Raw genomic sequence first — 23499 nt, forward strand, 5'->3', positions numbered from 1 at the left:
CCAATTTTAGCTTGCTCCCAATATAAAATTGAGACAAGCAGTAAATGTGACAATACTCATTAACTATTCTCAAAGTCCAATTACAATGCCACTTTTCCTATTGCATATATCAACCCCTATTTAAACATAGTCTATTATTTCTTTAATAAATCCTTACATGACTCTCTTTCTATTAATTTAGTATCTAGCAGTATTTGCTTATTTTCCTGTGTTCCATTAATTAATGAAAATAATAATGATATACTCGTTTCAGCCATTAATCTTTTTGGTTGATTTACTGTAGTTAGCCCTGGATTGTAATACTTACTTTCATCCATTCCATCAAAACCAATGATTGAAATATCATCACCAATTTTCAAACCACTATCTACAACTGCCTTTGCTACTCCTGTAGCCATAATATCTGAAAGTGCAAAAATAGCACTTACATCTTTTCTATTTTTTATAAGATTTATAGTTTCTTTATATGCTTTTTCACAAGAATAATCTCCAATTAATTCAAGTTCATCATCAATTTCAATATTATTCTCTTCTAAAGCATTTCTATATCCCTTAAGTCTCCACCAACTAATTCCTAAATCATTTTCATCGCCTAAAATAAGTGCTATTTTTTTATGGCCTTTTTCAATTAAATATTTAGTTGCATCATAAGAAGCTTTAATATTATCTATTCCTATTGAAGAATAGTGTTTCTTTCCTTTTTTAGATATAGTATTAACAGATGTTAAAACTATTGGAGTTCCTATGTCTGAAAAACTATCTTCTTTTATATCAATGAAGTTTCCACCTAGACAAATAACCCCTTGTAACTTCTTTTCTTTTATAAATCCCATAAGATTTTCTACATCCTGATAGAAGTTATAATCATTCTGCTCTAATATCATTGTATATCCTGATCTATCTATAATGTTACCTATAACATTTATCATCTGTGAAAAAAATGGATTAAACACTCCCTTTACTAGTACACCTATATTTTTAGTATTGTTTTGCTTTAATATTCGTGCACTATTATTAGGTATGTAATTATTTTGTTTTATAATTTCCCAAACTCTCTCTCTTGTACTCTCTTTTACATCTGGATGATTATTTATAACTCTTGAAACAGTACTTACTCCTACACCTGCAAGTCTTGCTATATCTCCTATATTCATGATATTCCTCCTAATATATATGTAAAATCTAATTAAAATAGTGGTAACGTTTCCGCAATGATTTTATTATACACCCATTTCAATTATTATATCAATAAACTAATAATTTTATCATACTGAATTCACTACACGGTATCGTTACCGGAATATCGAATATAAACTTATACCTTATTTTCTTTCCATACAAAAAATGCTATTTTAAATAGTATTGCTTCATTAAAGTTTCTAATATCATAAGATGTGCATTTCTTAATCTTATCTAACCTATAAATCAAAGTATTTCTATGCACATATAAATTTTTAGCTGATTCACTTAAATTTAAATCACAATTTAAAAATACTTCTATTGTATTTATTGTATCATCATCTAATTTATTAAATCCATCATTAAATTTAGATAATATTTTTACCTTCTTTTCTTCACTTAAACTCTCTACAATACTTTCAAATAATAAACTCTTTTCATTAAATATTCTATTTGAAATATTATATTTTTTAGCTAAGTTAATTTTATATATCCCCTCTTTATATAATGAACTTACATTATTATAATCTTCTACTTTATAGTAACTTATATAACATCTTTTATATAAGTTATTGTGTATAGTTTCAGTTATGCTTGATATATGGTCTTCAATATCCTCAAATGTTCCTAATAAAATAATATATTCATTATATTCTAATATAGACACTTCAGTATCTATATATATTGTCTTTAAAATCTCTATAGTTTCACTTATTTTTTCTTCTAAATTAATAGATATTAAATAGACCTCATTTAACTCAAACATAATATCATTTAATTTGTCACTTGATACATACTCATCTTTTAATAAAGAAATTATTATATTTTCCCTAACATCATGCTCATCTTTGCATCTATTTTCAATACAAAATTTAATAAGCTTTAGCGAATCTTTAAAATTGCTATAAGTTCTTAATATAAATATTTTATTATTTATATTAAATCTGGCTTCTATTATTTCTTTATCAGTGTAAAGAAAGGGATTAGTTTTGAAAACCATTTTATTATCAATACATAATTCAAAAGGTATTTCACATTTTTTATATAATTCATTTAAATATTCAACTAATCCGTACATCTCTTCACCCCAAAATAAAAATTATATTATTCTTAATTCATTTTCTTTATCAAATACATGGATCTTTTCGCTTTCAACATATAATTTTATTGAATCTCCAGTTTTTACATTAGTAGTTCCATTTACTCTTGCAGTCATGTTATTGTTAGATGCCACAAAGTAAATATAACTTTCAGCTCCCATAAGCTCAACTACTTCTACTTTTCCATTTATAATTGATGATGGATTTTCTTTTACAACTTCCATATCATCATCTAAATGTTCTGGTCTTATTCCAAATGTAACTTCTTTATTCACATAACCCTTAGTTTTTAATTCCTTAGCTTGTTGTTCTGGTAATAATATATTATTTTCTTCGAAGCTACAATATAACTCGCCTTCTTTTTCCACTATCTTACCATCTATGAAGTTCATTTGAGGACTTCCTATAAATCCAGCTACGAAAATATTTACTGGGTTATTATATATGTTTTGTGGCGTATCTACTTGTTGTATTATACCATCTTTCATTACAACTATTCTAGTTCCCATAGTCATTGCTTCAACTTGGTCATGAGTAACATATATGAACGTTGTTTGTAATTTATTATAAAGTTTAGATATTTCTGTTCTCATTTGAACTCTTAGTTTTGCATCAAGATTTGATAAAGGTTCGTCCATCAAGAACACTTTAGGTTCTCTAACTATGGCTCTTCCTAATGCAACTCTTTGTCTTTGACCTCCAGATAAAGCTTTTGGCTTCCTTGTTAATAAATGTTCTATACCTAATACCTTTGCTGCTTCAGTTACCTTTTCATCAATTTCTTCTTTAGGTACTTTTCTAAGTTTTAATGCAAAAGCCATGTTATCGTAAACACTCATGTGAGGATATAATGCATAGTTTTGGAATACCATTGCTATATCTCTTTCTTTTGGCTCAACATCATTTACTAATTTTCCACCTATATATAATTCACCTTTAGATATTTCTTCTAAACCTGCTATCATTCTTAAAGTTGTTGATTTACCACAACCAGATGGTCCAACAAATACTATAAATTCTTTATCTTCTATTTCTAAATTAAAATCGTTTACTGCTGTTACATCACCTGAATATATTTTATAAATGTGTCTTAATGACAATTCTGCCATGTTAACCCCTCCCATTTAAGTCAAATTAATTGTTTATCTTGATTATATTGTACAATTGTAATCCTTTAAACTCTATATGAAAAACTCACAAAACTATATTATTTTTTTTGTGAAATGCTACTAAAGTTAAATTTAGTAGCATTGTTACTTTCTTATATACTGTTTTTTATTAATTTATCTCCACTCTTAGATATCACACCTTTAGAGTAAGTTTGGATTAAATCACCTTTATACTTAATTACTTTTTTACTTGTAAGTTCTGTTACACATTTCTTTTCATTATCATTAATATAAATTTTTCCACTATAATCTACTAATACATCTTCTTTATTTACAGGATTATTTAATTTAATTTCTTTCCAATCTTTATAATTATCAGATGAAACTGCATAATATATTTTTGTAACTTTGTTATCCACTTCTGATGCAAAATAAACATTATCATTTATATCTGTTCCTAGTAACTTTGGATTTTTTGTATTAGGTATCAATAAGTTATCTGGTTTATCTAATATTGTTACTTGAGTTCCCATCTCCATTATTGCATTAGCACCTGTAGTTGGGATAACAATATTACCTATTTCTTTATTACTTCTCTTCTTCTCTAATTGATTCATAGTGTTTGCATAATATAAATCACTTTTTTCATTACTTTTTTTAATCTTAATATATAAACTATGGGTACCTATTGAAAACGGAATATCTTCTACTTTATCTTCACTATTTTCAACTCTTACTCTTAATTTATTTAAATCGAAGTCTGCAAGTTCAATTTGTTCCCCATTTTTAGCATTAAATGCTACTGGTTCAAAATAACTTCTTCCTTTTTCTTTTATTTTTTGTATAGCAATTATACGATCGGAATTTGTAACCCATTTGTAAAATACAATATTACTATTAACATTATTTTTAATATCTTTATATTTATTTTCATCACTATCTAATACTTTTAATCTTCCATTTTGAAGTCCTGCAACATATCTACCATTAGAAGATACTTTTAAATCATCTACATCTTCTTTTAATTCAACTTCTTTTTGCTCATTTTTACGAACTTCACTATCATCAGATTTTTCTATTTTAATATCCATATTTGATGATAAGTATATGTTTTCAATATATAAAAATATTCCTTGTTGAATTATAAATGCTACAAATGTAAAAATTAATAATTTATTTAAAACTTTCATAATGTTTCATCTCCTAATCTACTGTTCAACATAAAATGCTGTTGCAACAGTTCTCTCTCCATCCCAAGCATTAGGAGAATTAATTACATCACCTTTATAATACATGGTTGTTGAATATCCTCCATCAAGCATACCTGCATTTATAGCTCCACGATTTTTCATAATTTCTTGAACATCATATAAACTAGCTCCAGGTTTAGATAATTTTCTTCCGTCTAAAACTAAAAATAGTACTGTTCCATCTTCTTTTTGTCCTACAGCAGTTCTAGGATTTACCCCATCTTCAAACCTATCTTTAATTTGTTTAATTCCATTTATTATAATGTTAGGTTTTCTAAAACACATAGCTTCTTGTACATCTAATTTTTTTAATTCTGCAAGAGTATGATCTCCAACTATTAATTGTCATTTTTTAGTAAAAGCAATTACATTTTCAAAAGAATGCTCATCATATCCTGATGTAGGATATATAACCTTTCCATTAGAAATAACAAAACCTCCTGGCTGACCACCAGTGCCTGCATATGTTACTCCATCAGAAGACTTATCTAAAAAAGTCCCACCATTAATAGCAGCTATTGCATTATGTTCTTCTGCCATCTCACTTGTCTTCTGACCTAATTTTCCAAGATGTTTGGTCATTGTTGCTTTTACTTTATGTGGGTTTTCTATTTCTAACATATAGCCATCATATCTTTCTGTATGTATATCATATTTAGTTACCTTATTTCCAGAATCATATTTAACATCTATTTTATTAAGATCTATTGAAGTATTAGCCTCAACAGCTTCTTCTTCAATTTCACTTTTTCCTAATATACTATCTAATGTTTTTTGTGGTATAAAATCATAAACTAAATAAGAATGTCTAGTAGCTATAACTGTTGAAATTAAAACTTTCTTCGTCTTGTCATATGGACCATAAATTAATACTAAAGGTGTTGTTATTACTAAAAAAGTAATAACATATATTAATCCCATAAATATTGAAAGAGATTTCTTCTTTTTAATTTCCTTTCTCTTTTTTTTTCTTGTTGGTTTCTTTTTAACTTTTTTATTCATAATTTCTCCTTACTTTTAAGGCGCTAATGTTCTACATAAAATTTTACCATATATATCTTTGCATAAATATTACAAAATAGTTAAATTACCCTCATATTTTTGAATAATGTTCTTTCATTTAACAATATGTCCAATAAATTCTTAACTATACCGTAATTAATATTATTATTACATTTTTATAAGTATATAGTTGTTTGATAATAATTTTACAAAATATGTTATAATTTATATTTAGTGAATTATCTAATAAAATATAGTTTACTTAAAAATAAGAACTTGATTATATGATAGTAAAGGAGTAAATTAAATTGACTGATGTTAATTTAAAAAATTTAACAAATAACCATATACCTGTAAATAGTTCACAAATTTTTATTGATAAAATTGATTTAAATAAATTACTTTATATATACAATTGGAGCAGTAAAGAAGTTCAAGAAAAGATGACTTGTAGACCTATTATAAATAGAAATAGAAATGAGTCAATAAAACTATATAATGCACTGTTAAATTCTGATACTGTTTATATATTTGGCTTATACAATTTAAATAATAAAGAATTATTAGGTAAGATAACCTTGTTTGATTATAATAGTAGAAATAAAAGTTTAGAGATTGGTTATTATCTATTGCCTGAATTTAGAAAGAAAGGTTATATGAATGAGGCCATTAAAATGATACTTAATTTATTATTTTCAAAAATAGATATAAATAAAGTATATGCTCAAACTGCAAGTTTTAATAATGATTCTAATGCATTATTAAAACTAAACAATTTCAAATTAGATGGTGTTCTACGTGAACATCATGAATTAAATGAAGTGTTTTATGATGATTATATTTATAGTATTTTGAGAAATGAATTTATACTTTCAATTTAGTGAAAAATATTAATTGTAGTTAGCAACTGATGACATTATTGTAACTATTGCTATTGTAATTAATATTTTAGCAATTTTATTGATGCTTCTATATTTCCACATCAAGTATAATCCTGCTGGCCAAAAAACAAATAAAAATAAAACTGTAGCCCAAGCTTTCTCATACCATTGTTCTTTCATATAATATTTCTCCTAACTTAAATTTTACTTTACATAGTTTTTTCAACTTTATAAGCATATATTATTTTACCATATTTTAATTAAATTTTTAAATAAAGGATAGATTATTGTAACATATACTATCCCTTATTTAAAATCTATACTTAATTTATTTTATTGTATAAAACCAATTACCTAATTTACCTTTTAATTCTTGACATTTACTCATAGATAAAATTTGAGTTTCTACCCAAATGCCTTTGCCATCTCCTCTAACATAGCATCTAATATCATTGAAATAACTTAACACATATTCTAGATCAACACCCTTAAATTCGTTATTTCCCCTATACCCATCTGGCAAATAATTAGTAACTATATATCCTATTTTCTTATGTTCTACTAATATAGCTTCTGTGAAATTATTTATATCTACATTAGTATTAATTCCTTTTATCTTACCACTTTCAGTGAATTGATGTCCTGCATAACTCTCTCCCCATATAGTTGTTTTCATAGGCCTTTCAACATCGTAATGAGCCATCCAACATTTATATTTAGATAATCTAGAATCTAAATTTTCATTTGCAAAATAAGGTGAAGTGTATATGCACAACTTTAATTCACATAAATTTTCGAATTTATTTATAAATCTTAATGCATAATCCATCACATTAAAGTTATCTACTTCTATATCTAAGCATGGTTTTAAATCATTATCTTTATCCTTTATATTATTATAAAAATTTTCTGCCTGAGTTTCTGGCTCAGAAGAGCCAACTAAAAAATGATAAAAGCCAGTCTTAAGACCAGCTTTTTTAGCTTCATTATAATTTTTATTTAAGTAAGGATCTTCATACGTTGTCCCCTCAGTTGCTTTTATATATATAAGTTCTATATTATCTTCTTTTACTTTATTAAAATCTATATCTCCATTATGATTACTTACATCTATACCTCTCATACAACCTCACCTTTCATAATTAATAAATAATTTTTAGTTTCATCAATACTCTATTTTAAATATATATTGATATATATTCATAAGTAAAATATCATTACATATATCAACTTATTTATAAAATCTAATCTATTTTTATTTCTAACTCTCAATTTTATTTTTAATTTCTTTTACATCTTCCTTTATATCCTCAACAACATTAAACTTTTCTGCTAATGCATCCAACAAAGTTTGATATTTATTTTCTCGTTCCCCAGTTGTTTTTAAAACATATAATAATAAAAAAACGAATAATGCATATCCTAACCCCTGACTTAAAGCCATTTTCATTATTTCATCCAAATATTAAACACCTCATCTCTGAATTGAATTATTATAAAAGGTAATAAAAAAATCACCACTTTAGGTGATTGGTATTGCCTTTATGCTTTTATTTATAATTCACAATTTATTCCTATTGCGAACTAAGCTTCTGGTCTTACCTCTGTATATTCTACTTTAGTTATTTCTGTATATTGCTCTGTTGTTATTTTCTTATAACTTACAAAATCCCATACATCAGTATTGCTATAACATCCCCAACAAAAATATCTTTGTACTTTTTCAAACCAATTCATACTCTATTTACCTCCTGCTATTTGTTTTGTTAAATCTGCTAAGTCTTTTTGTAGTTGCTCTATAGCTAAATCCTTCTTAGCCATTTCTTTCGTATTTTGTGCGAGTTCTTCTTGCAGTAATTCTACTTGTGTTTTTGGTATATCTTCTAAAACAAGTTCTTTTGTTTCTACATTTACAGATTTTAATATCTTATTTTTGTATAACTCTAAATCTGCTTCTAAATATTGTATGCCGCCTTCTGGTACTCTATAAGAACCTGTTTGTTGAAATATTATATATCCTTCATTATCATAAATTATCAATGTTTTCATTTAAAAACCTCCTTAAAATTTAAGTGCATAATAAGTAAATGATGTTGCATATCCTGTAGTAGCAACTGCATAAGTAAATTTTGAACCATTTGGAACTATATCTAATATTATTCTAGGGCTACCACCTATATATCTAACTTGATAATATCCCCTAGCAAAAGTTGTCGGTGTATAAACCCCATATACGTCCGCTCTTGAACTCATACAAACTACCATGTCGGGTACAAATGGGAAATTAACTGTAAATGATTCTCCCAAATTAGTTAAATTGAATGTTCCGGTTGAAAACTGAATACCACCCATAGATGTAATACTAATGTTTCCTACTTTATCTACTAAATTACTTAGACCCTCAGTATTAGTTGCATTAACACCCTTATTAACTAAGTTGTTTCTTAAGTTATCTTTACACAATTGTACATGATCTTTTAGCTGTGCAAATGTACTACTAGCCCCTATATTACCAATAACGTTGGCTATAAGTGTTTTACCGTTATTGGCATATTGAAAAGCTTCATTTGCCTTATTTAATGCCTCAATCCCTTTGTCATATGCTTGTTTAGTTGCACTTGGTGTTGTGGCTTCTGTTTGACTTGTACTATTAACAGCATTATTTAATTTAACTATTCCTTTAGTTGTTGTAGTTCCATCTGCAATTTTAATATTATCTACTTTATTCACAATTTCTTTCAATTGTGAAGTAACATCATCAACTTTTTTATTTACCTCATCTACTTCTTTCTTCTTTGCTAACATTATATTAGGATCAACTTCAAAAGAAATACTCTCAGTATTACTAACTGAGAGTATCATTTTTATTATTAATTCCTTTATACTTCCATTAGATATTAATGGTTTATAGGTTTCTGGACATTTTGCGATTGCCAATAAATTATTTTCATCATCAAATGCCCCATACTCTCTAATTGTAAAGTCGCCGATTTCTGGTGGAATTATGGTTTCTAGAACTATCCAGTTAGGATTATCTTTATCTAATTCAATATTTCCTATATCTCCTTCCCAAACTACATTTACTAAATCTTTTTGTTCTTCTGTTGGATTATAGTACTTTCCATTACCATCTCCAATTTTTAATTTAATAAACTTTACCTTTTCTCCATTTATTCCAAAGTTAGCAATTTTACTTTTTCCTATTTTAGTTAATATAGTGTAAAACTTTTCAGACATATATTAATTCTCCTTTCTATATTATATGTGCTTCTTATTTTCTTTCATTTGTGAACTAATTTCATCAACTCTAACATTAACTTTCTCAACATCACTTTTCTTTGCAACCACTATTGTTGGATCTACTTTTAATGAAACATTTTCTGTATTGCTTACTGATAGCACCATTTTTATTAATAATTCCTTTACGCCTCCATCCGATATTATTGGTTTATAAGTTTCAGCACATTTTGATATTGCTAATAAATTGTCTTCTTCATCGAATACTCCAAATTCTCTAATTGTAAATCCGCCTTCATCTGATAGAATTATGGCTTCTATCTCTATCCAATTAGGATTTTCTTTAGACACTTCAGTGTTTCTTATATTACCTTCCCAAATAGTGTTTGCTAGCTTTGTTTGATCTTCTGTTGGCTCATAGTATTTTCCATTTCCATCTCCAGCTTTTATTTTTGTAAAATTAACCTTACTTCCTAGTACACTGCTATTAGCTATCTTTGCTTTCCCTATATTCATTAATATTGTATAAAATTTTTCTTCCATTTATATTCACCCCTTTGGATATATCATTAAACTTTCTAAACTTCTATTTTGTATAATTTGAATATTAGCTTTGCCATTTGATTTAACATCACTAGAGCTCCATGGATAACTAGTTAAGATTTCTCCATCCATAAGTGCTATTCCGAAGTATACAGAACTTTCATTTATAGCTATAAGTTTATATTTTGCTTTTAAATGTGCTGGTTTTACTTCTTCTATAGCTGAATATAACAGCTCTAGCATTTTTGAAAATCCATCTCTTGATTTTAGATATACTTCAAAGCTATAATCATCATTTTTTTCTTTTACCTCAACATCACTTATAAAACTTTTAGCAATTTGTTTTATTACCTCTTTTGATGTTGTTCCTTCTCCTCTTAACCTTGCTAATACATTTGATCTTCTATTTTCTATTGATTTAGAATCATCTGGAATAATGTTAAGAAAGTTTTCCCAATATTTTATCCCCCATGTTGATGTTTCTACAAAACATTGATTTAATAAATCTTTTATATTTAAAGTTATTTTTTTGATTTCATCTTGCTCAAGATTATATATTTCAGCGAATTCTTTAATTTGTGATATAAAAAAAGGTACATAGCTCTTAATTGACACTATCTACCACCACACTTTCCAATATTGGAATGCTATCTTCACTTAAGCTTATATCATTTTGTTCTCCATTTACAGTGATTTCCTTGTAATCTTCAATTCCATCTACGTCTAGAATGCAGTTTACTATTCTATTAAATCTTATTATGTTAGTTTTTAAACTTATCTTTTTAAAATAAGAGTTAATATTACAAATAATCATATCCTTTATTGCTTCTAAAACACTACCCTCTTGTAAAATAACTTTTGTAGAAATTTTAATATTAACTTCTTTTATTCCTGCAACTGTAACGGTTGCCCCTATAGGCCTTTTTTCTTCTATAACATCACTTACTTTTCTTATTAAATCTTCCACAGGTGCTCTACCATCAGTATCTGTTATTAATACTTTTACAGTTCCATTTCCATTCCACAATGGTTTTACTAATGCATCTCCAACTCCATTAACACTTAAAGCCCAATTTAAGTAATCATATTTATTCCCAGATGTTGATGGTGTTCTTACTTTTACCATTAATCTATTAAATAAGCTTTCATTACTTTCTACATCCACACCATCTAGTATTGTTTCTCCTAAAATTCCTTTTCCTAATCCTTCAACATATTCAATAGGAAGTAAATTCCCACTTGGATAATTTCCTTTAGTCCCTATAAGTTCACATTGCATTTTATATTTTCCTTTTTCAATTCTTTCTGTTGCAATGTAATTAGTCTTATCTATAGAGAATCTAGATTTCAATGGAATATCAATTAAATTCTCTTCTGTATCATAAAATGTTCCTAACTTTATTGCATATGTTGCTGGCTTTCTTTCAATTCCATGTTCAACACATCTTTTATCTAAATATTCGTCAGGTATATTAGGCGATGCAAAAGTATATTCTAAAAATCTATCCATGTCAGATCTTAGTCTTGATATTTCTTGTGCTGCTGGAGCTAAGGCATTGTAAATTAAACTACTGCCTTCTCTTTTATCCAAATCATTAGGTATTTTATCTAGCATCTCTTTTAATAATGCTTCTTCCTTTACTTCAAACAAATTTAAATCACCACACTTTCATATAATTTTGAGTAAATAGAAAAGACAGTGAATTTTACTAATACACTGTCTTTTTCATATTCAAATATAAATTCATCTACATTTTCAATCCTATCATCTTGCGTTAATGCTTCTTTAATTCTACGCTTTAGTTCACTCTCTGCAATATCTCTGTCCATTTCTATAGTTTTTCTAAATTCACTTCCATAACCATCAGGATATATTAAATAATCATATCTTTCTGTATTTAATATAAAATAAATTGTTTGCTTAAGTGCTTCTATCTCATCACAAAATCCAATTATTCTATTTTCTTTGATCTTATAAGTTTTACTAGAATGCTTTTTCTCTTTTATAGTATCAATATCTTTTATTATTCCTCCCTGAGGCAATATACTAAAATTATTCATACTTTCCCACCTTATCAAGAATTAAAAATCTACTTCCCTTTTCAATCATTAACAATGCAAGAATATCTCCTTTTTTTAATCCTTCTCTAATAACTATTATACCAAGAGCAGATGATATTTCTGAATGAGAATGTTTTAAATCTATTTCATATCTTTTTAAGCTTTCTGGAACAACAAAAAAATCTTTTGGTAATATTCTTTTCTGATCTATCCTAACAGTTAAATTATCATCTATTATAGTTCCAAATTCTATATCTAAAGGATTTCCAGCATTAATTGCATTTACACTTGCTTGTTTTATAATTTCTATCATACTAGCCAAACTCTACACCACCTTTAAATCAAAATCCATTATGTGTCCATCCTTAGAAAACTTATGTGTAGCTTCTTCTATCAAATATACTTGATTTATCCCATATCGCTTTATATCAACCCGCACACCAGATCCCCCTCTAAGTTTTGCCTCTAATTCAATATCAGTTCCTAAAACATCTTTAAGTTTTAATGACTTCTTCTCTTTGTTCTTCAATATTAAATGAGCTTTAAGTATTTCTTCCATTTTAGCTTCATTTACTTTATCATCAATGCTTTTAAAAAATTGAAGCTTACCCCATTTATAAATGTTGTCCTTGTCTTCTTTGGTATATACTTTTTCTTCTCCTGAATCTTCACTTTTTCTAACAAGCTTTATAGCATTGTAACTATCCTCAATTGAATTACTCCAATCGTATTTTCCCAAATTAGTATTTTCAGATATTATTAATTCTTCTCTCATATTATTTATATCTTTAAGATTAATACTTCCAAAATCATCATATAAAACAAAAGTTCTTTTAGTTGAACCTAATGTTTTTTCTAATGCTTTATAAATAATATCTAATAATTTTTTATCTTTTTCGTTAAATCTAGGAATTACATAGCCAGTATCTTCAATAACACCTTTTTTCAGCCCTAGGTTATAAAGTATCCTTTCAACTATTTCACTTGCTTTTAGGTTAACATCTGAGAAAGTGTCATTATACATTAAATATTTAATTTGATCATAAGCTGTTAGTTTTATTTCTTCCCCTTCATTACCACTATGTTTGAATACATAGCCATAAAAAATATTGACCCCATCAACTTTAAACCTTATGATATCACCATTTGATACACCTAATGTTTCATCTGTTAACAATGTTACTTCTAAGCTTGAAGGACTTCCTTTTCTTTTTGTTTTCCATGTTACTTGCTTTATAAGATTGCTAAGATTATAGATATTACTTTTTTTATCATCAATTAATAATTCTATATTCACGTTAACCTCCTTTATGGAATATTAAATACTTGTCCAGGATATATTAAATCTGGATTTGATATATTATTTAGTTCTGCTATTTCTTTATATCTATTTCCATCGCCTAAATATTTTTTTGCAATGTGCCATAAAGTTTCACCTTCAACTACTCTATGGGTATTAACTTTTACATTATCATTAGGTCTAATTGTCGTATTATAGTTTTCAACAATTACACCATTTTTTGTTTCTATTACAACTGCCCTATTAGCATAATAAGGTTTATATCTTTTTAACTCTATTGAATAATATATATCTCCTACTTCTCCGCCTTTTTCAGTAAATTTAAGATTTTCAATAGAAAATAAATCATTTATTTCAAATTCTGAACCTATAAATATAAATCTTATTTTTTCTGCATTTTGACGCCATTCATTTAGTCTATTCATATATTCATATGGTCTAAAAAAATGCTTATCAGTCACATAAGGGCCATTATTTCTTGGGAAATAGCTTTTAAATGATATTTTTGTTAACTTAGGTATATTTATTACATTAACTTCACCTATATTTATTACATTATGAGTTTTGTTATCTCCACTATCACTTATTTCAATCTCTTGTGGAAGAACTGGTAAAACAAATCCTTCTCTGCCTTCATTTACACTTAATCTCATTTTATATCTTTTACTCATTACGCATACAGCCCCTCTGCACTATTAGTCATTTCATTTTCCATATAGGATTCTATTCTAGATATAATTGTATCTATATCTGCTTCTTCTTTTATATCTCCTGTGGTTACTTGTACAGTTGGAGTTAATGTTATGAAATTTTGGATACTTTCAAGTTCTGCTAAATCATTCATTAAGTCTAAATTTTCATTTGAAACCTCTACACTATCATTTATACCCTTAAGTGATTCTGATCCACATTCTACATTTTGTCCCATATTAGTATTGTCTATTGCAGAGGTTAAAGCATCACTTCCTCCCCCCATGGGACTCGGAATGCCACCTGAATTATTTCCACCTTGATTTAATAGAGAATTATTAAAATTATTTCCCATGTTATCTTCATTATATGAATTTAAAATAGTATTATCATTTTTCATTCCATCTAAATTCATAGCCCCTTTAATTTTAGCTTTAATATTTTCAATACTAAAATTTTCTATTGCATTCGCTCCAGTATTACCAATAGATTGTATCTTATCTTGCCAATTTTGCTTAAAACCACTAAAATCTACTTTATCTATATGAAGATCGGTTCCTGAACCTCCCCATAAACTTGCTGCTGTTCCAGTTATATTATTAATTCCATGTAATAAATCATTAATCTTATCTATAATCCAGTTTAAAACACCTTGTATACAGTCAACTACTATTCCAAACGCTTTTGAACATGCATCAGCTATACCTTGAAAGGCTCCAGCAAATGCTTTTCGAAATGGTTCACAAAAAGCAATAAGTGCACCTATAGCTATAATAACACCTAATATTAATGCAATTATCCACACTAACGGACATCCATACATAGCTGTATTTAATCCTAATTGTGCTAATGTTGCTTGTCCTGTGACTACTGAAAAAATTCCTTGTACTAAGTTAACTGCTCCTTGATATAATGCTATAGCTAACAGACATCCTCTCCATATAGCTAATGCTCCAATTATCCCCAAAATTATAGGTAAAACTATTGGTAATGATGTTTGAATTGCATTTCCTATCCAAAATATTAAATTAATTATTCCTTGTATTCCTATTGATATTGCATCAAAAAATACTTGAAATGATCCATTTGAAAACATTTCATTTAACATTTGCATAACAGGAGTGAATGCCTCTAACAAGCCTCCACCCATGTCTCCTAAACTACTATTAAAATTTTCTTTAAGATTATCAAATTGAGCTGAAGCTGAATTATTAAACCCATCTAACATTGATGCATCCAAACCTTTGTCATTTAATAATTGATCAAATTTTGATGAAAAATCATCTAAATCTTTACTTGCTTGTAAGATACCTATGTCTTCACTATTGAATCCAAAATCACTTTGAAGTGAATCTCCATCTCCAGATAGCATACTTTTAATAGCATCGCCTGCCCCTGACATTCCTGCTCCTGAATTACCAAGTGATAAACGTTCTGATAAATTAGCTAGTTTATCTAAGCTTTCTGTATTTTTAGTTACTCCCATAAATGATTGTGCATTATTTTTAAGCTCATCAAATGAAAATCCTGATTCATTAGCTTGTTTTTGAAGATGATTAAAGTATGCTGTTCCAGCTCCTTTATCTCCAAGCATTCCTTGTACTGAAATCATTTTATCTTGCATTTTACTTGCTTCGCCTATAACTGTCTCTATCCCTTTTTTCAATGATTCCGTATTAAAAAAGCTTTTAAATGTCTCTGATGCCTTTGCTGCCAAAGCAGACATACTAGATGTACTTTTGTTTACATTTTGATTTAATTTATCTTGTTCATCTGCTGCTTTTTGAACATTTATTTGTAAAACATTCGTTAATGATATTTGTTGCTGTATTAATTGTATTTGTTGCATTTGGATTACTGGTTGCCTCATGGGCTGATTCACCATACCATCCATTACCATTAATCCTGTTTCCATTGATGCCATAATATTACCTCCTCTCTTTTTATCTTTTTCTCTTCATCCTATTTGCTTCTTTCTTTTCCTTTTCTACATGTAAATCTATTGAAGCATATATAAACGCCTTTTCTTGTCTAGATAAATTCATTAATTCATGAGGTAGTATTTTTAATTTATGGAGGGCATAGTGAGCATATGATGCTTCACCATCTCCCTCCTTAATTAGTTTTTTGCTTCTTCAATTAAATCATTAACGCTTTTATCATAGCCATTAACCTCTCCTACTATTGATGACCAATCTGAAAATTCTCCATCTCTCATCTTAGATTTCATTGCACTTAGTAGCTCTTCAGCACCAAGAACTCCCCATGAAGCTTGTAGTTCTGAATTTTTTAAATCAGGACAAGTTGTAGTTTCAATTATTAAATCAGATACATATTTATCTTGATCTGTTTCCATTATTCTTTGACCTTTTATTAATTTAGTTTTTCTATTTCTCTTTCTTATCATATCTCCCATTTCAGCAGAAATAGGTCTAAATTTCATAAGCTTTTTCTTACCACCTATTGTTACTTCTCTTTCAATTTCTTGTGTGTCCTCAAAACTATCCATTAAAAAATCTTCAAAATTATTCATTATTCTATACTCCTTCACTAATCATTTCTTTGTTTTTACACTAATATTTAATACTCAAAGCATAAATAAGACTCTGTTTTAGCAAAATATTTGATATATGCATAAATAAAGTGGACTTAGCAATTGAACTTAGGAATACTAAAATGATTATAGTCCCATTTCAGCTTGCTCCCAATATAAAATTGAGACAAGCAGTAAATGTGAATTAAAAGAGGAAACTCGACTCCTGCATAGTCGCTGAGTAAGTTCGAGAAACAAAATGTAAAATTTTGAATCTCACTTAACGATTCTCAAAGTCCAATTACAATGCCGCTTTACCTATTGCATATATCAACACATATCTAAAACAAAGTAGATTTATAATATTAACTATCTATTAACCAATTACTGGTTTACCGAATTTATCTAATAAATCAACATCCTCATAAGTAAAGGCCATTTCTTCTTCTAAAACTTCACTTTCTACATCAAACATAGCCATGCTTACTTTATCAAAGTTGCATTTTTTTAATACAATTGTTTGCTTTCCAACTGTAGAAGTTGCATCTTCATTAGTAACTGTCATATCAAAATATACATCTTTTCCTGTTTTAATATACTTTATCATCATTTCTCTAAATAAAGATGTTACATAATAAATTGTAAGTGTTCCTGTTCCTTTCCAACCTGTAGCTTTATTTTGTTCAACTCTACTTCCTAAAGTTTTACCAGTTGTTTTAGTTTTTTCTGCATCTGATTCTAACTTTTTAGCATAAAACAATTCCTCATTTCTACCATTTACAGTTATGAACCCCTTTGCTTCTGTTCCACTTAAAGTATCACTAAAATTTAAAAAATTACTCATTTAATCTTCCTCCAATCATTATATAAATACAGTCATATATATTTTTTCCATACTATCCACTGGTTGTGCATTAACATTTACAACAATAGAATCATTAGAATTTCCTTTAAGTACCTCAATATCATCTACAATTACATTTTCTAATGCTCCTTGTCCTTGTAATATTTCTAAAATATTTAATATATCTTTCTTAAATAAGTTTCTTCCATCATCATTATTGCTTACTTTGCCAATATAAGATTCTTCCCACTTATATTTAATCTTGTCATTTATTCCATCTAAAACTCTTATAACTCTGTTCTTTCTAAAGTCAGATTTTTTATCCTCTGTAAAAGTCTTTAATGTGTTAATATCTTGTTCAATTAAAACTTGTTGATTATTATTAATGAAGATTATTTCACCTTTTTTGATTATCTCTTTTATTTCGCTATCTGCATATCTAACATCAACATTGCTTGCACCTTCATATAAAGCATAAGTATTAGAATTAGCATAACCTGAGCTTGCTGTTAACGCTGCTACATATGCTGTTGCTTGTACATTAGTTACATGTACATTATCTTTAAGATACACACCATTCTTTATAGATATAATTCCTTCATAGTCTGCTTCTGCAAAGTTTGGTAAAACAGCTTGAACTTTTCTTCCTTCTGATTCTCTTAATCTTTTAATAAACTCTTTTACAACCAACTTAGTATCTGACTCATCATACGGTATTGCTACTGTATTGAAATCAAATAATTCTAATTCTGCTAAAAAGTCTACATAATCCTTTCCTGTAATAGGTTTATCTTCTCCACCTTCTAGTTTTGCTCCAGCAGATAAAGTAAGTGCACCTGATCCTTTAAAGTCTACAAGTGTATTAGATACTAACTCATCAATATTTTTTACAGTTTGTGTATCTAATTTTGTATATTCTAAGAATGTGATTACATCAAATTTAGTTTCATCATTTACATTCGTTTGAATTTGAATTCTTATATCATTTCCTTTACTTCCACTCCATTTTGATGTTACTGTTAATTCTCCTAGTGTCTTCGTAGCTTTAACACCTTCATTAAGTCTGTATAATAAAACTGTTTTCGCTTTCTTTAAGGCTTCTTTCAACATTAGAATGCTTTCTTCATTTATTTCTATACCTATAGCTCCTAACAAATCTGTTTCATTATCTATTTTTACTATTGTTTTTTCTGGTCCAAAAGGTAATACTAACGGTAATGCCATTACCCCTCTTTCATTATTACTACTATCATTATTTTTTCTACTTTTAAAATTAACATAAGCCCCTGCTCTTATTTTGTCTTGTTTTTCCCATGTTCCACCTGCCATTTATTTGACCTCCATATTATAAAATTTGTTTATTACATCTCTTGCATCATTTATGCTATATTCTTCTTTTGTTAATAATGCATTTAAAATGTCCTTTTCATTTCTTGTAAAATGTTTAGATTGTACTAATTGCTCTTTTGAAAATTTACTTTCCAACAATATCTACCCCCATCTTTTTCATATTTACTTCTTCAATTGTTTTTAATATATTAAACTTTACTTGAAACTTAAAATGTAATATTCCTTCTGATATTTCATGCTCTTTATTAGATACTCTGTACTTTTTATTATCAACTTCTATATATTCAAGTGTTTTATATAAAGTATCAGCCATATTAAAATAATCTAAATTAATACTTTCTTTATTACTTAAATAATTTACATCAAAATATATGACTTCTTTATATCGTCTATTTAGTTCTTTTACTTGTTTTGAAGATAATACTTGCACAAAAAAACAAGGCTTCATAAAACCTTGTTCCATAACATCATCATATATATTTATCTCATGAAAATTTTGAGATAACATTTTATTAATTTCAAGCTTTAATTTACTTATCATTCAAATTATCACCTCCCTTCAAGTAGTGCTTTGTTTTGATTTAAGGTTATGTTTTGATACATGTATAAGCAAAATGGACTGAGTAATTGAACTTTTCCTATTGCATATATCAACACATATTTAAAACAAAGCCTTAATAATATAAGATTTTTAAATTTATATATATTTTAGGTACCTAAAATCATATGTCATGGTTTACTTTTCCACAATATCATTATCTCATGGTTATTATTTCATTAAAATAACATCTTTTTTTCATCTATTTATCAAGACAATATTTCATCTATGCAATTTAACTTTATTATAATTAAAAGCACCTATATCTTCATACAAGTACTTTTTTAATATAACTATATTTAAATTGTTATCTTTGTGTTTTTTTACTTTTCCACAATACCATTATCTCACGTTCATTATTTCATTAAAATAGCATCTTTTTTTCATGTATTTGTCATTGTATTTTAACATACCTTTATTCCTTCTATTCCAAATAAGTATATTCCTAGTTCTTCTAACATTTCTTTAACCCATCTTCTAACTGTAATAACACCGCAATTAAGTTCTTCAGCTACTTCTTCATATGTTTTTTCGTCTATAAAAATCTTTTCTAATGCTAAATACTTCTCTATAACACTTTTTTTTCTTTGTTCTTTTTTTAATACTTCTAATGAAGAATCTATATGTGACATCATTATTAATGTTTTTACTTTACTTTGCTTTATACTTAATATATATAATTCATCATATTCTTCTTTTTCTAATTCAATCTTATCAGTATTTGTTATATCATTTATATCACATATTGAATAAATTATATGCGCTTTTAAATCATTATAATGTTTCATTAATAACTTAGTATTATGAAAAACTTTTTTCTTATCTAGTACTTTTTGCTCCTTATCATATTCTTTTATTGCTGTTTTAACCGCCAGTTCTATAATTCCTTCTATATTCATTTCTTGTAATTCCATCATTTTTTTGTTCCCCCTCAATAAAATTTAAATTTTGCTTTAAAACATGTCAAAAATTAAAACTCTAATTAATCTATAAATATATCTTATATTCGGTTTACCGTTTATGCAAATCTATTTTATTACGTTTTTCCGGTATTTAAGTTTGATTTTTATACATTTCCTCTTATTTATTCGGTTTTCTGTATACCATTGTTTACTTTTTCCATATTAAGTGATATTATATTCCTGTAAACCGGAATAAACATAAAGGAGTGATTTCTATGAGTTATATAGGTAACTTTTTAAAAAATAAAAGAATTGAAAAAAAACTCACATTAAAAGACTTATCAGATTTGAGTGGTGTTGGACCAAGTACAATTTCAGATATAGAAACTGGTAAGGCCTTAAATCCTAGAATGATAACACTTCAAAAACTAGCTTCTTCTCTTGATATATCCGTAAATGATTTTTTTGAAGAAACAAAAATTGATATTATAGATGAAAATTTAATAAAAAATGTAGATATTGAAAAACAAAAACAAATTGATACAGTTGCAGCACATTTAGAAGATAAACATTTAACTCCAAAAAAAGTCAAATTACTAAAAGATTACATAGATGCTTTATTTGATGATGAAAATTGGTAACTTATATGAGTAATTTAATGACATATGAAGATTTGCTTATATATGCTCAAAATAAGGGGTTAAATATTAAAGAAAAGAAATTAAAATTTAATTTTAAGGGATTATATAAAAATAACCGAATACTTATTAATGCTGATATTGACACAGATATCGAACGTAAATGTATTCTAATTGAAGAGATAGGACATCATGAAACATCCTTTGGAAATATAATTGACTATAATAATCTTAACAGTAAAAAACAAGAACTGAGAGCTCGTAGATGGGCAAATGAAAAACTTATTGAAATAAAAGATCTAATTTGTGCTTATAATTATGGTGTAAAAAATAAATATGAATTAGCTGATTTTTTTGGGGTAACTGAAGAATTCTTAAATGATACCATTATTAACTACAGAAAAAAATATGGTATTTGTTATCAGATAGATTCTTATTTAATATATTTTGAACCAAACTTAGGAATATTGAAATTAGTTTAAATAAAAAAATCGCCAAGGCGACTGTAGAGCCGTCGATTTTTTTTAGCCATTCACCCTTTCCAAACATAGTTCAGGAATAATGGTGCGGCATATGATTATTTTTTATTCTTTAGATTTTAATTCTTAGCCTTAAAACAAAATTATAATTTGAGTTATCTACAAATTATTCAATAATATAATTTTCTAAAGAATAAAAAGAACACTAGACGTTAACCTAGTGTTCTTCATATTTGTACGAGACAAGCCGTAAGCGGGGTTCTGTATTAAGCAATCATCTATCTAGGCTCATTGTTGCCAATGAGCTCAAGCGACGCACCCGGAGGCGGGACGGGCAATCCCTTAATGCCTCTCTATTCGGTCTTGCTCCAAGTGGGGTTTACATAGCCGTGATGTCACCATCACGCTGGTGAGCTCTTACCTCGCCTTTCCACCCTTACCTAAGTAAACTTAGGCGGTATATCTCTGTTGCACTATCCTTCAAGTCGCCTTGACTGGACGTTATCCAGCACCCTGCCCTATGGAGCCCCGACTTTCCTCTCCTGGGTCAAGCCCAGCAGCGATTGCACGTTTTGCTCGCAAGATTTATATTATCACACATCTTATAACTTTACAAATAAAAATTTAATATTTTTTTTGGTAATTATTAAAATAAGTGATAAAGTTACTAAATATTATTATTTTATACCAAAATAAATAATAATATTAATAAAATTATTATTAATACACCATAAATATTAACCCCACATAAAAGTAGTGATACAAGTATCAGGCATCCTACTACAGATTTAGGACAAAAGTACCAAGGACAAGGACCTGAAAAGAATGGAAACCATCCGCCTCTTCTTCTACCACCCCTAAAACATCTCCTCATATTTTTGCACATATGTTTAAAACTTTTATTATTCTCATCTCCCATAATATCCACCTATAAATTGCTTTCACAATAATATATGCATATGTTGTTTGATTTAGTTAAATAAAATCATATGGATCTTCACATTTTTCTGAAACTATGAATTTTATTTCTTTAAATTTGTCTCTTAAAAAATCTAAACTCTTTATAAATGCTAGCCATTCAGTTGAAAAATGTCCTGCATCTATTATATTAATTCCATATTCTTTAAAATCAGATGCAAAATGATATGTGGTATCACCAGTTATTATACAATTTACACCTAGTTCCTTAGACATATAGAAAAAATCTTGACCACTACCATTAATTATTGCTAATTTATTTATATCATTATTACCTTTTACAACTCTCATATTTTTCATACTTAATTTATCTTTAAGAACATTTACTAGTTCTTCAAGATTAGTGTTTTTTTCTAATTCAACAATTCTACCTAGTCCACATTCTTCAAATCCTTTAACATTAGAACTCTCAATTATTCTACTATATTTCAAATCTAACAATTCAAGTAACATATCATTAATTCCATCCTTAGCAGAATCTAAATTTGTATGACATGAATATAAACTTATATCATTTTTTATTAATTCTATAACTTTATCGCCTAGTAAATCTCCATTAACTATACTTTTAGGCTTCTTAAATATTAATGGATGATGAGTTATTATTAAATCCACTCTATTTTCTATAGCTTCTTTTATAACTTTTTTGGTACAATCTAAAGCTAATAACACTATTTTTACTTCTTTATTTTTATCACCAACCATTAAACCTACATTATCAAAATCTTCTTTTAAAAATTTAGGAGCTTTTTCCTCAATGACATTTGAAATTTCTTTTACCGTAACCATATAATCCTCCTTATATTTATAGTTTATCTTTTAATT

The 23499-nt window shown here is 27.4% G+C and carries 29 protein-coding genes, 1 other RNA gene and 1 pseudogene; 3 read left to right on the top strand and 28 right to left on the bottom strand.

Features of this window, described 5'->3' with window-relative positions; translation table 11 throughout:
• Positions 1-134 precede the first annotated feature (134 nt).
• The 5 genes and pseudogenes from RYM86_RS09945 to RYM86_RS09965 all read right to left on the bottom strand — a co-directional run bounded on the left by RYM86_RS09945 (position 135) and on the right by RYM86_RS09965 (position 5640).
• The gene (locus RYM86_RS09945; protein WP_315080110.1) at positions 135-1154 is read right to left on the bottom strand and encodes a LacI family DNA-binding transcriptional regulator; all 1020 of its coding nucleotides are present in this window, start codon (positions 1152-1154) and stop codon (positions 135-137) included.
• A gap of 161 nt (positions 1155-1315) precedes the next feature.
• Entirely contained in the window at positions 1316-2257 is a 942-nt protein-coding gene (locus RYM86_RS09950; RefSeq protein WP_315080113.1) for a helix-turn-helix domain-containing protein, read from the bottom strand.
• 21 nt (positions 2258-2278) lie between these two features.
• Positions 2279-3388: a sn-glycerol-3-phosphate ABC transporter ATP-binding protein UgpC gene (locus RYM86_RS09955; RefSeq protein WP_315080115.1), complete on the bottom strand. Its 1110-nt coding sequence runs from the start codon at positions 3386-3388 to the stop codon at positions 2279-2281.
• Between the two features lie 152 nt (positions 3389-3540).
• Positions 3541-4578 carry a hypothetical protein gene (locus RYM86_RS09960; protein WP_315080117.1) on the bottom strand — a complete coding sequence of 346 codons (1038 nt, stop codon included), beginning with the start codon at positions 4576-4578 and terminating at the stop codon, positions 3541-3543.
• An 18-nt stretch (positions 4579-4596) separates the two neighbouring features.
• A pseudogene (locus RYM86_RS09965) lies at positions 4597-5640 on the bottom strand (phosphodiester glycosidase family protein).
• A 308-nt stretch (positions 5641-5948) separates the two neighbouring features.
• Between RYM86_RS09965 and RYM86_RS09970 the strand changes: the two are divergent.
• Entirely contained in the window at positions 5949-6521 is a 573-nt protein-coding gene (locus RYM86_RS09970) for a GNAT family protein (protein ID WP_315080118.1), read from the top strand.
• Between the two features lie 9 nt (positions 6522-6530).
• On the opposite strand, the gene RYM86_RS09975 is transcribed toward RYM86_RS09970, so the two are convergent.
• The 20 genes from RYM86_RS09975 to RYM86_RS10070 form a co-directional block, all read right to left on the bottom strand.
• Entirely contained in the window at positions 6531-6701 is a 171-nt protein-coding gene (locus RYM86_RS09975) for a surface lipoprotein-related protein (protein WP_315080120.1), read from the bottom strand.
• A 148-nt stretch (positions 6702-6849) separates the two neighbouring features.
• Positions 6850-7644: a GH25 family lysozyme gene (locus tag RYM86_RS09980; RefSeq protein WP_315080123.1), complete on the bottom strand. Its 795-nt coding sequence runs from the start codon at positions 7642-7644 to the stop codon at positions 6850-6852.
• Between the two features lie 138 nt (positions 7645-7782).
• Complete coding sequence (locus RYM86_RS09985) at positions 7783-7983, bottom strand: BhlA/UviB family holin-like peptide (protein WP_012423645.1); 201 nt, start codon at positions 7981-7983, stop codon at positions 7783-7785.
• Positions 7984-8105: 122 nt separating this feature from the next.
• Positions 8106-8258 (bottom strand): XkdX family protein, encoded by a 153-nt coding sequence (locus tag RYM86_RS09990; protein ID WP_315080126.1) that lies wholly within the window; start codon positions 8256-8258, stop codon positions 8106-8108.
• 3 nt (positions 8259-8261) lie between these two features.
• Positions 8262-8570 carry a hypothetical protein gene (locus RYM86_RS09995; RefSeq protein ID WP_315080127.1) on the bottom strand — a complete coding sequence of 103 codons (309 nt, stop codon included), beginning with the start codon at positions 8568-8570 and terminating at the stop codon, positions 8262-8264.
• A gap of 12 nt (positions 8571-8582) precedes the next feature.
• Positions 8583-9758 carry a phage tail protein gene (locus tag RYM86_RS10000; protein ID WP_315080128.1) on the bottom strand — a complete coding sequence of 392 codons (1176 nt, stop codon included), beginning with the start codon at positions 9756-9758 and terminating at the stop codon, positions 8583-8585.
• 21 nt (positions 9759-9779) lie between these two features.
• Entirely contained in the window at positions 9780-10301 is a 522-nt protein-coding gene (locus RYM86_RS10005) for a phage tail protein (protein ID WP_315080130.1), read from the bottom strand.
• Between the two features lie 6 nt (positions 10302-10307).
• Positions 10308-10916 (bottom strand): putative phage tail protein, encoded by a 609-nt coding sequence (locus RYM86_RS10010; RefSeq protein WP_315080131.1) that lies wholly within the window; start codon positions 10914-10916, stop codon positions 10308-10310.
• A complete protein-coding gene (locus RYM86_RS10015) occupies positions 10906-11952 on the bottom strand; it encodes a baseplate J/gp47 family protein (RefSeq protein ID WP_315080132.1) in 1047 nt (348 codons plus the stop codon). The genes RYM86_RS10010 and RYM86_RS10015 overlap by 11 nt, the downstream gene beginning before the upstream one ends.
• Positions 11953-11954: 2 nt before the next feature.
• Positions 11955-12362 carry a DUF2634 domain-containing protein gene (locus RYM86_RS10020; protein WP_315080134.1) on the bottom strand — a complete coding sequence of 136 codons (408 nt, stop codon included), beginning with the start codon at positions 12360-12362 and terminating at the stop codon, positions 11955-11957.
• The gene (locus RYM86_RS10025) at positions 12355-12684 is read right to left on the bottom strand and encodes a DUF2577 domain-containing protein (RefSeq protein ID WP_315080135.1); all 330 of its coding nucleotides are present in this window, start codon (positions 12682-12684) and stop codon (positions 12355-12357) included. Before RYM86_RS10025 ends, RYM86_RS10020 begins: the two co-directional genes overlap by 8 nt.
• Positions 12685-12687: 3 nt before the next feature.
• Positions 12688-13659, bottom strand: coding sequence for a hypothetical protein (locus RYM86_RS10030; RefSeq protein ID WP_315080138.1), 972 nt, complete (start codon positions 13657-13659; stop codon positions 12688-12690).
• 11 nt (positions 13660-13670) lie between these two features.
• Positions 13671-14333, bottom strand: a complete 663-nt coding sequence (locus tag RYM86_RS10035; protein WP_315080139.1) for a LysM peptidoglycan-binding domain-containing protein — start codon at positions 14331-14333, stop codon at positions 13671-13673.
• Positions 14333-16276, bottom strand: coding sequence for a tail length tape measure protein (locus RYM86_RS10040; protein WP_315080143.1), 1944 nt, complete (start codon positions 16274-16276; stop codon positions 14333-14335). Before RYM86_RS10040 ends, RYM86_RS10035 begins: the two co-directional genes overlap by 1 nt.
• 195 nt (positions 16277-16471) lie before the next feature.
• Positions 16472-16885, bottom strand: a complete 414-nt coding sequence (locus tag RYM86_RS10045) for a phage tail assembly chaperone (protein WP_252224265.1) — start codon at positions 16883-16885, stop codon at positions 16472-16474.
• Between the two features lie 376 nt (positions 16886-17261).
• Positions 17262-17729: a phage tail tube protein gene (locus tag RYM86_RS10050; RefSeq protein ID WP_012450094.1), complete on the bottom strand. Its 468-nt coding sequence runs from the start codon at positions 17727-17729 to the stop codon at positions 17262-17264.
• A gap of 18 nt (positions 17730-17747) precedes the next feature.
• Entirely contained in the window at positions 17748-19058 is a 1311-nt protein-coding gene (locus tag RYM86_RS10055) for a phage tail sheath family protein (protein WP_315080150.1), read from the bottom strand.
• The gene (locus RYM86_RS10060) at positions 19059-19214 is read right to left on the bottom strand and encodes a hypothetical protein (protein ID WP_252212563.1); all 156 of its coding nucleotides are present in this window, start codon (positions 19212-19214) and stop codon (positions 19059-19061) included.
• The gene (locus tag RYM86_RS10065) at positions 19204-19620 is read right to left on the bottom strand and encodes a DUF6838 family protein (RefSeq protein WP_315080155.1); all 417 of its coding nucleotides are present in this window, start codon (positions 19618-19620) and stop codon (positions 19204-19206) included. The genes RYM86_RS10060 and RYM86_RS10065 overlap by 11 nt, the downstream gene beginning before the upstream one ends.
• 461 nt (positions 19621-20081) lie before the next feature.
• Positions 20082-20594: a helix-turn-helix domain-containing protein gene (locus tag RYM86_RS10070; protein ID WP_315080156.1), complete on the bottom strand. Its 513-nt coding sequence runs from the start codon at positions 20592-20594 to the stop codon at positions 20082-20084.
• Between the two features lie 260 nt (positions 20595-20854).
• Between RYM86_RS10070 and RYM86_RS10075 the strand changes: the two genes are divergently transcribed.
• Entirely contained in the window at positions 20855-21220 is a 366-nt protein-coding gene (locus RYM86_RS10075; protein ID WP_017353978.1) for a helix-turn-helix domain-containing protein, read from the top strand.
• A gap of 5 nt (positions 21221-21225) precedes the next feature.
• The gene (locus tag RYM86_RS10080; protein ID WP_315080159.1) at positions 21226-21699 is read left to right on the top strand and encodes an ImmA/IrrE family metallo-endopeptidase; all 474 of its coding nucleotides are present in this window, start codon (positions 21226-21228) and stop codon (positions 21697-21699) included.
• Positions 21700-21930: 231 nt separating this feature from the next.
• Here the strand turns inward: RYM86_RS10080 and rnpB are convergent.
• The 3 genes from rnpB to RYM86_RS10095 all read right to left on the bottom strand — a co-directional run bounded on the left by rnpB (position 21931) and on the right by RYM86_RS10095 (position 23463).
• An RNA gene (gene rnpB, locus RYM86_RS10085) (RNase P RNA component class A) lies at positions 21931-22275 on the bottom strand.
• Between the two features lie 103 nt (positions 22276-22378).
• Positions 22379-22615, bottom strand: a complete 237-nt coding sequence (locus RYM86_RS10090) for a hypothetical protein (RefSeq protein WP_315080161.1) — start codon at positions 22613-22615, stop codon at positions 22379-22381.
• 56 nt (positions 22616-22671) lie between these two features.
• Positions 22672-23463 carry a Nif3-like dinuclear metal center hexameric protein gene (locus RYM86_RS10095; RefSeq protein ID WP_315080162.1) on the bottom strand — a complete coding sequence of 264 codons (792 nt, stop codon included), beginning with the start codon at positions 23461-23463 and terminating at the stop codon, positions 22672-22674.
• Positions 23464-23499 lie beyond the last annotated feature (36 nt).

Origin of the sequence: uncultured Clostridium sp. (genome assembly GCF_963527835.1) — a bacterium.
GTDB lineage: Bacteria > Bacillota > Clostridia > Clostridiales > Clostridiaceae > Clostridium.

Bases quoted from the DNA above. Each gene is read 5' to 3' on its own strand.
- RYM86_RS09945 (WP_315080110.1), bottom strand. From the start codon at position 1,154: ATGAATATAGGAGATATAGCAAGACTTGCAGGTGTAGGAGTAAGTACT.
- RYM86_RS09950 (WP_315080113.1), bottom strand. From the start codon at position 2,257: ATGTACGGATTAGTTGAATATTTAAATGAATTATATAAAAAATGTGAA.
- RYM86_RS09955 (WP_315080115.1), bottom strand. From the start codon at position 3,388: ATGGCAGAATTGTCATTAAGACACATTTATAAAATATATTCAGGTGAT.
- RYM86_RS09960 (WP_315080117.1), bottom strand. From the start codon at position 4,578: ATGAAAGTTTTAAATAAATTATTAATTTTTACATTTGTAGCATTTATA.
- RYM86_RS09975 (WP_315080120.1), bottom strand. From the start codon at position 6,701: ATGAAAGAACAATGGTATGAGAAAGCTTGGGCTACAGTTTTATTTTTA.
- RYM86_RS09980 (WP_315080123.1), bottom strand. From the start codon at position 7,644: ATGAGAGGTATAGATGTAAGTAATCATAATGGAGATATAGATTTTAAT.
- RYM86_RS09990 (WP_315080126.1), bottom strand. From the start codon at position 8,258: ATGAATTGGTTTGAAAAAGTACAAAGATATTTTTGTTGGGGATGTTAT.
- RYM86_RS09995 (WP_315080127.1), bottom strand. From the start codon at position 8,570: ATGAAAACATTGATAATTTATGATAATGAAGGATATATAATATTTCAA.
- RYM86_RS10000 (WP_315080128.1), bottom strand. From the start codon at position 9,758: ATGTCTGAAAAGTTTTACACTATATTAACTAAAATAGGAAAAAGTAAA.
- RYM86_RS10005 (WP_315080130.1), bottom strand. From the start codon at position 10,301: ATGGAAGAAAAATTTTATACAATATTAATGAATATAGGGAAAGCAAAG.
- RYM86_RS10020 (WP_315080134.1), bottom strand. From the start codon at position 12,362: ATGAATAATTTTAGTATATTGCCTCAGGGAGGAATAATAAAAGATATT.
- RYM86_RS10035 (WP_315080139.1), bottom strand. From the start codon at position 14,333: ATGAGTAAAAGATATAAAATGAGATTAAGTGTAAATGAAGGCAGAGAA.
- RYM86_RS10040 (WP_315080143.1), bottom strand. From the start codon at position 16,276: ATGGCATCAATGGAAACAGGATTAATGGTAATGGATGGTATGGTGAAT.
- RYM86_RS10045 (WP_252224265.1), bottom strand. From the start codon at position 16,885: ATGAATAATTTTGAAGATTTTTTAATGGATAGTTTTGAGGACACACAA.
- RYM86_RS10050 (WP_012450094.1), bottom strand. From the start codon at position 17,729: ATGAGTAATTTTTTAAATTTTAGTGATACTTTAAGTGGAACAGAAGCA.
- RYM86_RS10055 (WP_315080150.1), bottom strand. From the start codon at position 19,058: ATGGCAGGTGGAACATGGGAAAAACAAGACAAAATAAGAGCAGGGGCT.
- RYM86_RS10065 (WP_315080155.1), bottom strand. From the start codon at position 19,620: ATGATAAGTAAATTAAAGCTTGAAATTAATAAAATGTTATCTCAAAAT.
- RYM86_RS10070 (WP_315080156.1), bottom strand. From the start codon at position 20,594: ATGATGGAATTACAAGAAATGAATATAGAAGGAATTATAGAACTGGCG.
- RYM86_RS10075 (WP_017353978.1), top strand. From the start codon at position 20,855: ATGAGTTATATAGGTAACTTTTTAAAAAATAAAAGAATTGAAAAAAAA.
- RYM86_RS10080 (WP_315080159.1), top strand. From the start codon at position 21,226: ATGAGTAATTTAATGACATATGAAGATTTGCTTATATATGCTCAAAAT.
- RYM86_RS10090 (WP_315080161.1), bottom strand. From the start codon at position 22,615: ATGGGAGATGAGAATAATAAAAGTTTTAAACATATGTGCAAAAATATG.
- RYM86_RS10095 (WP_315080162.1), bottom strand. From the start codon at position 23,463: ATGGTTACGGTAAAAGAAATTTCAAATGTCATTGAGGAAAAAGCTCCT.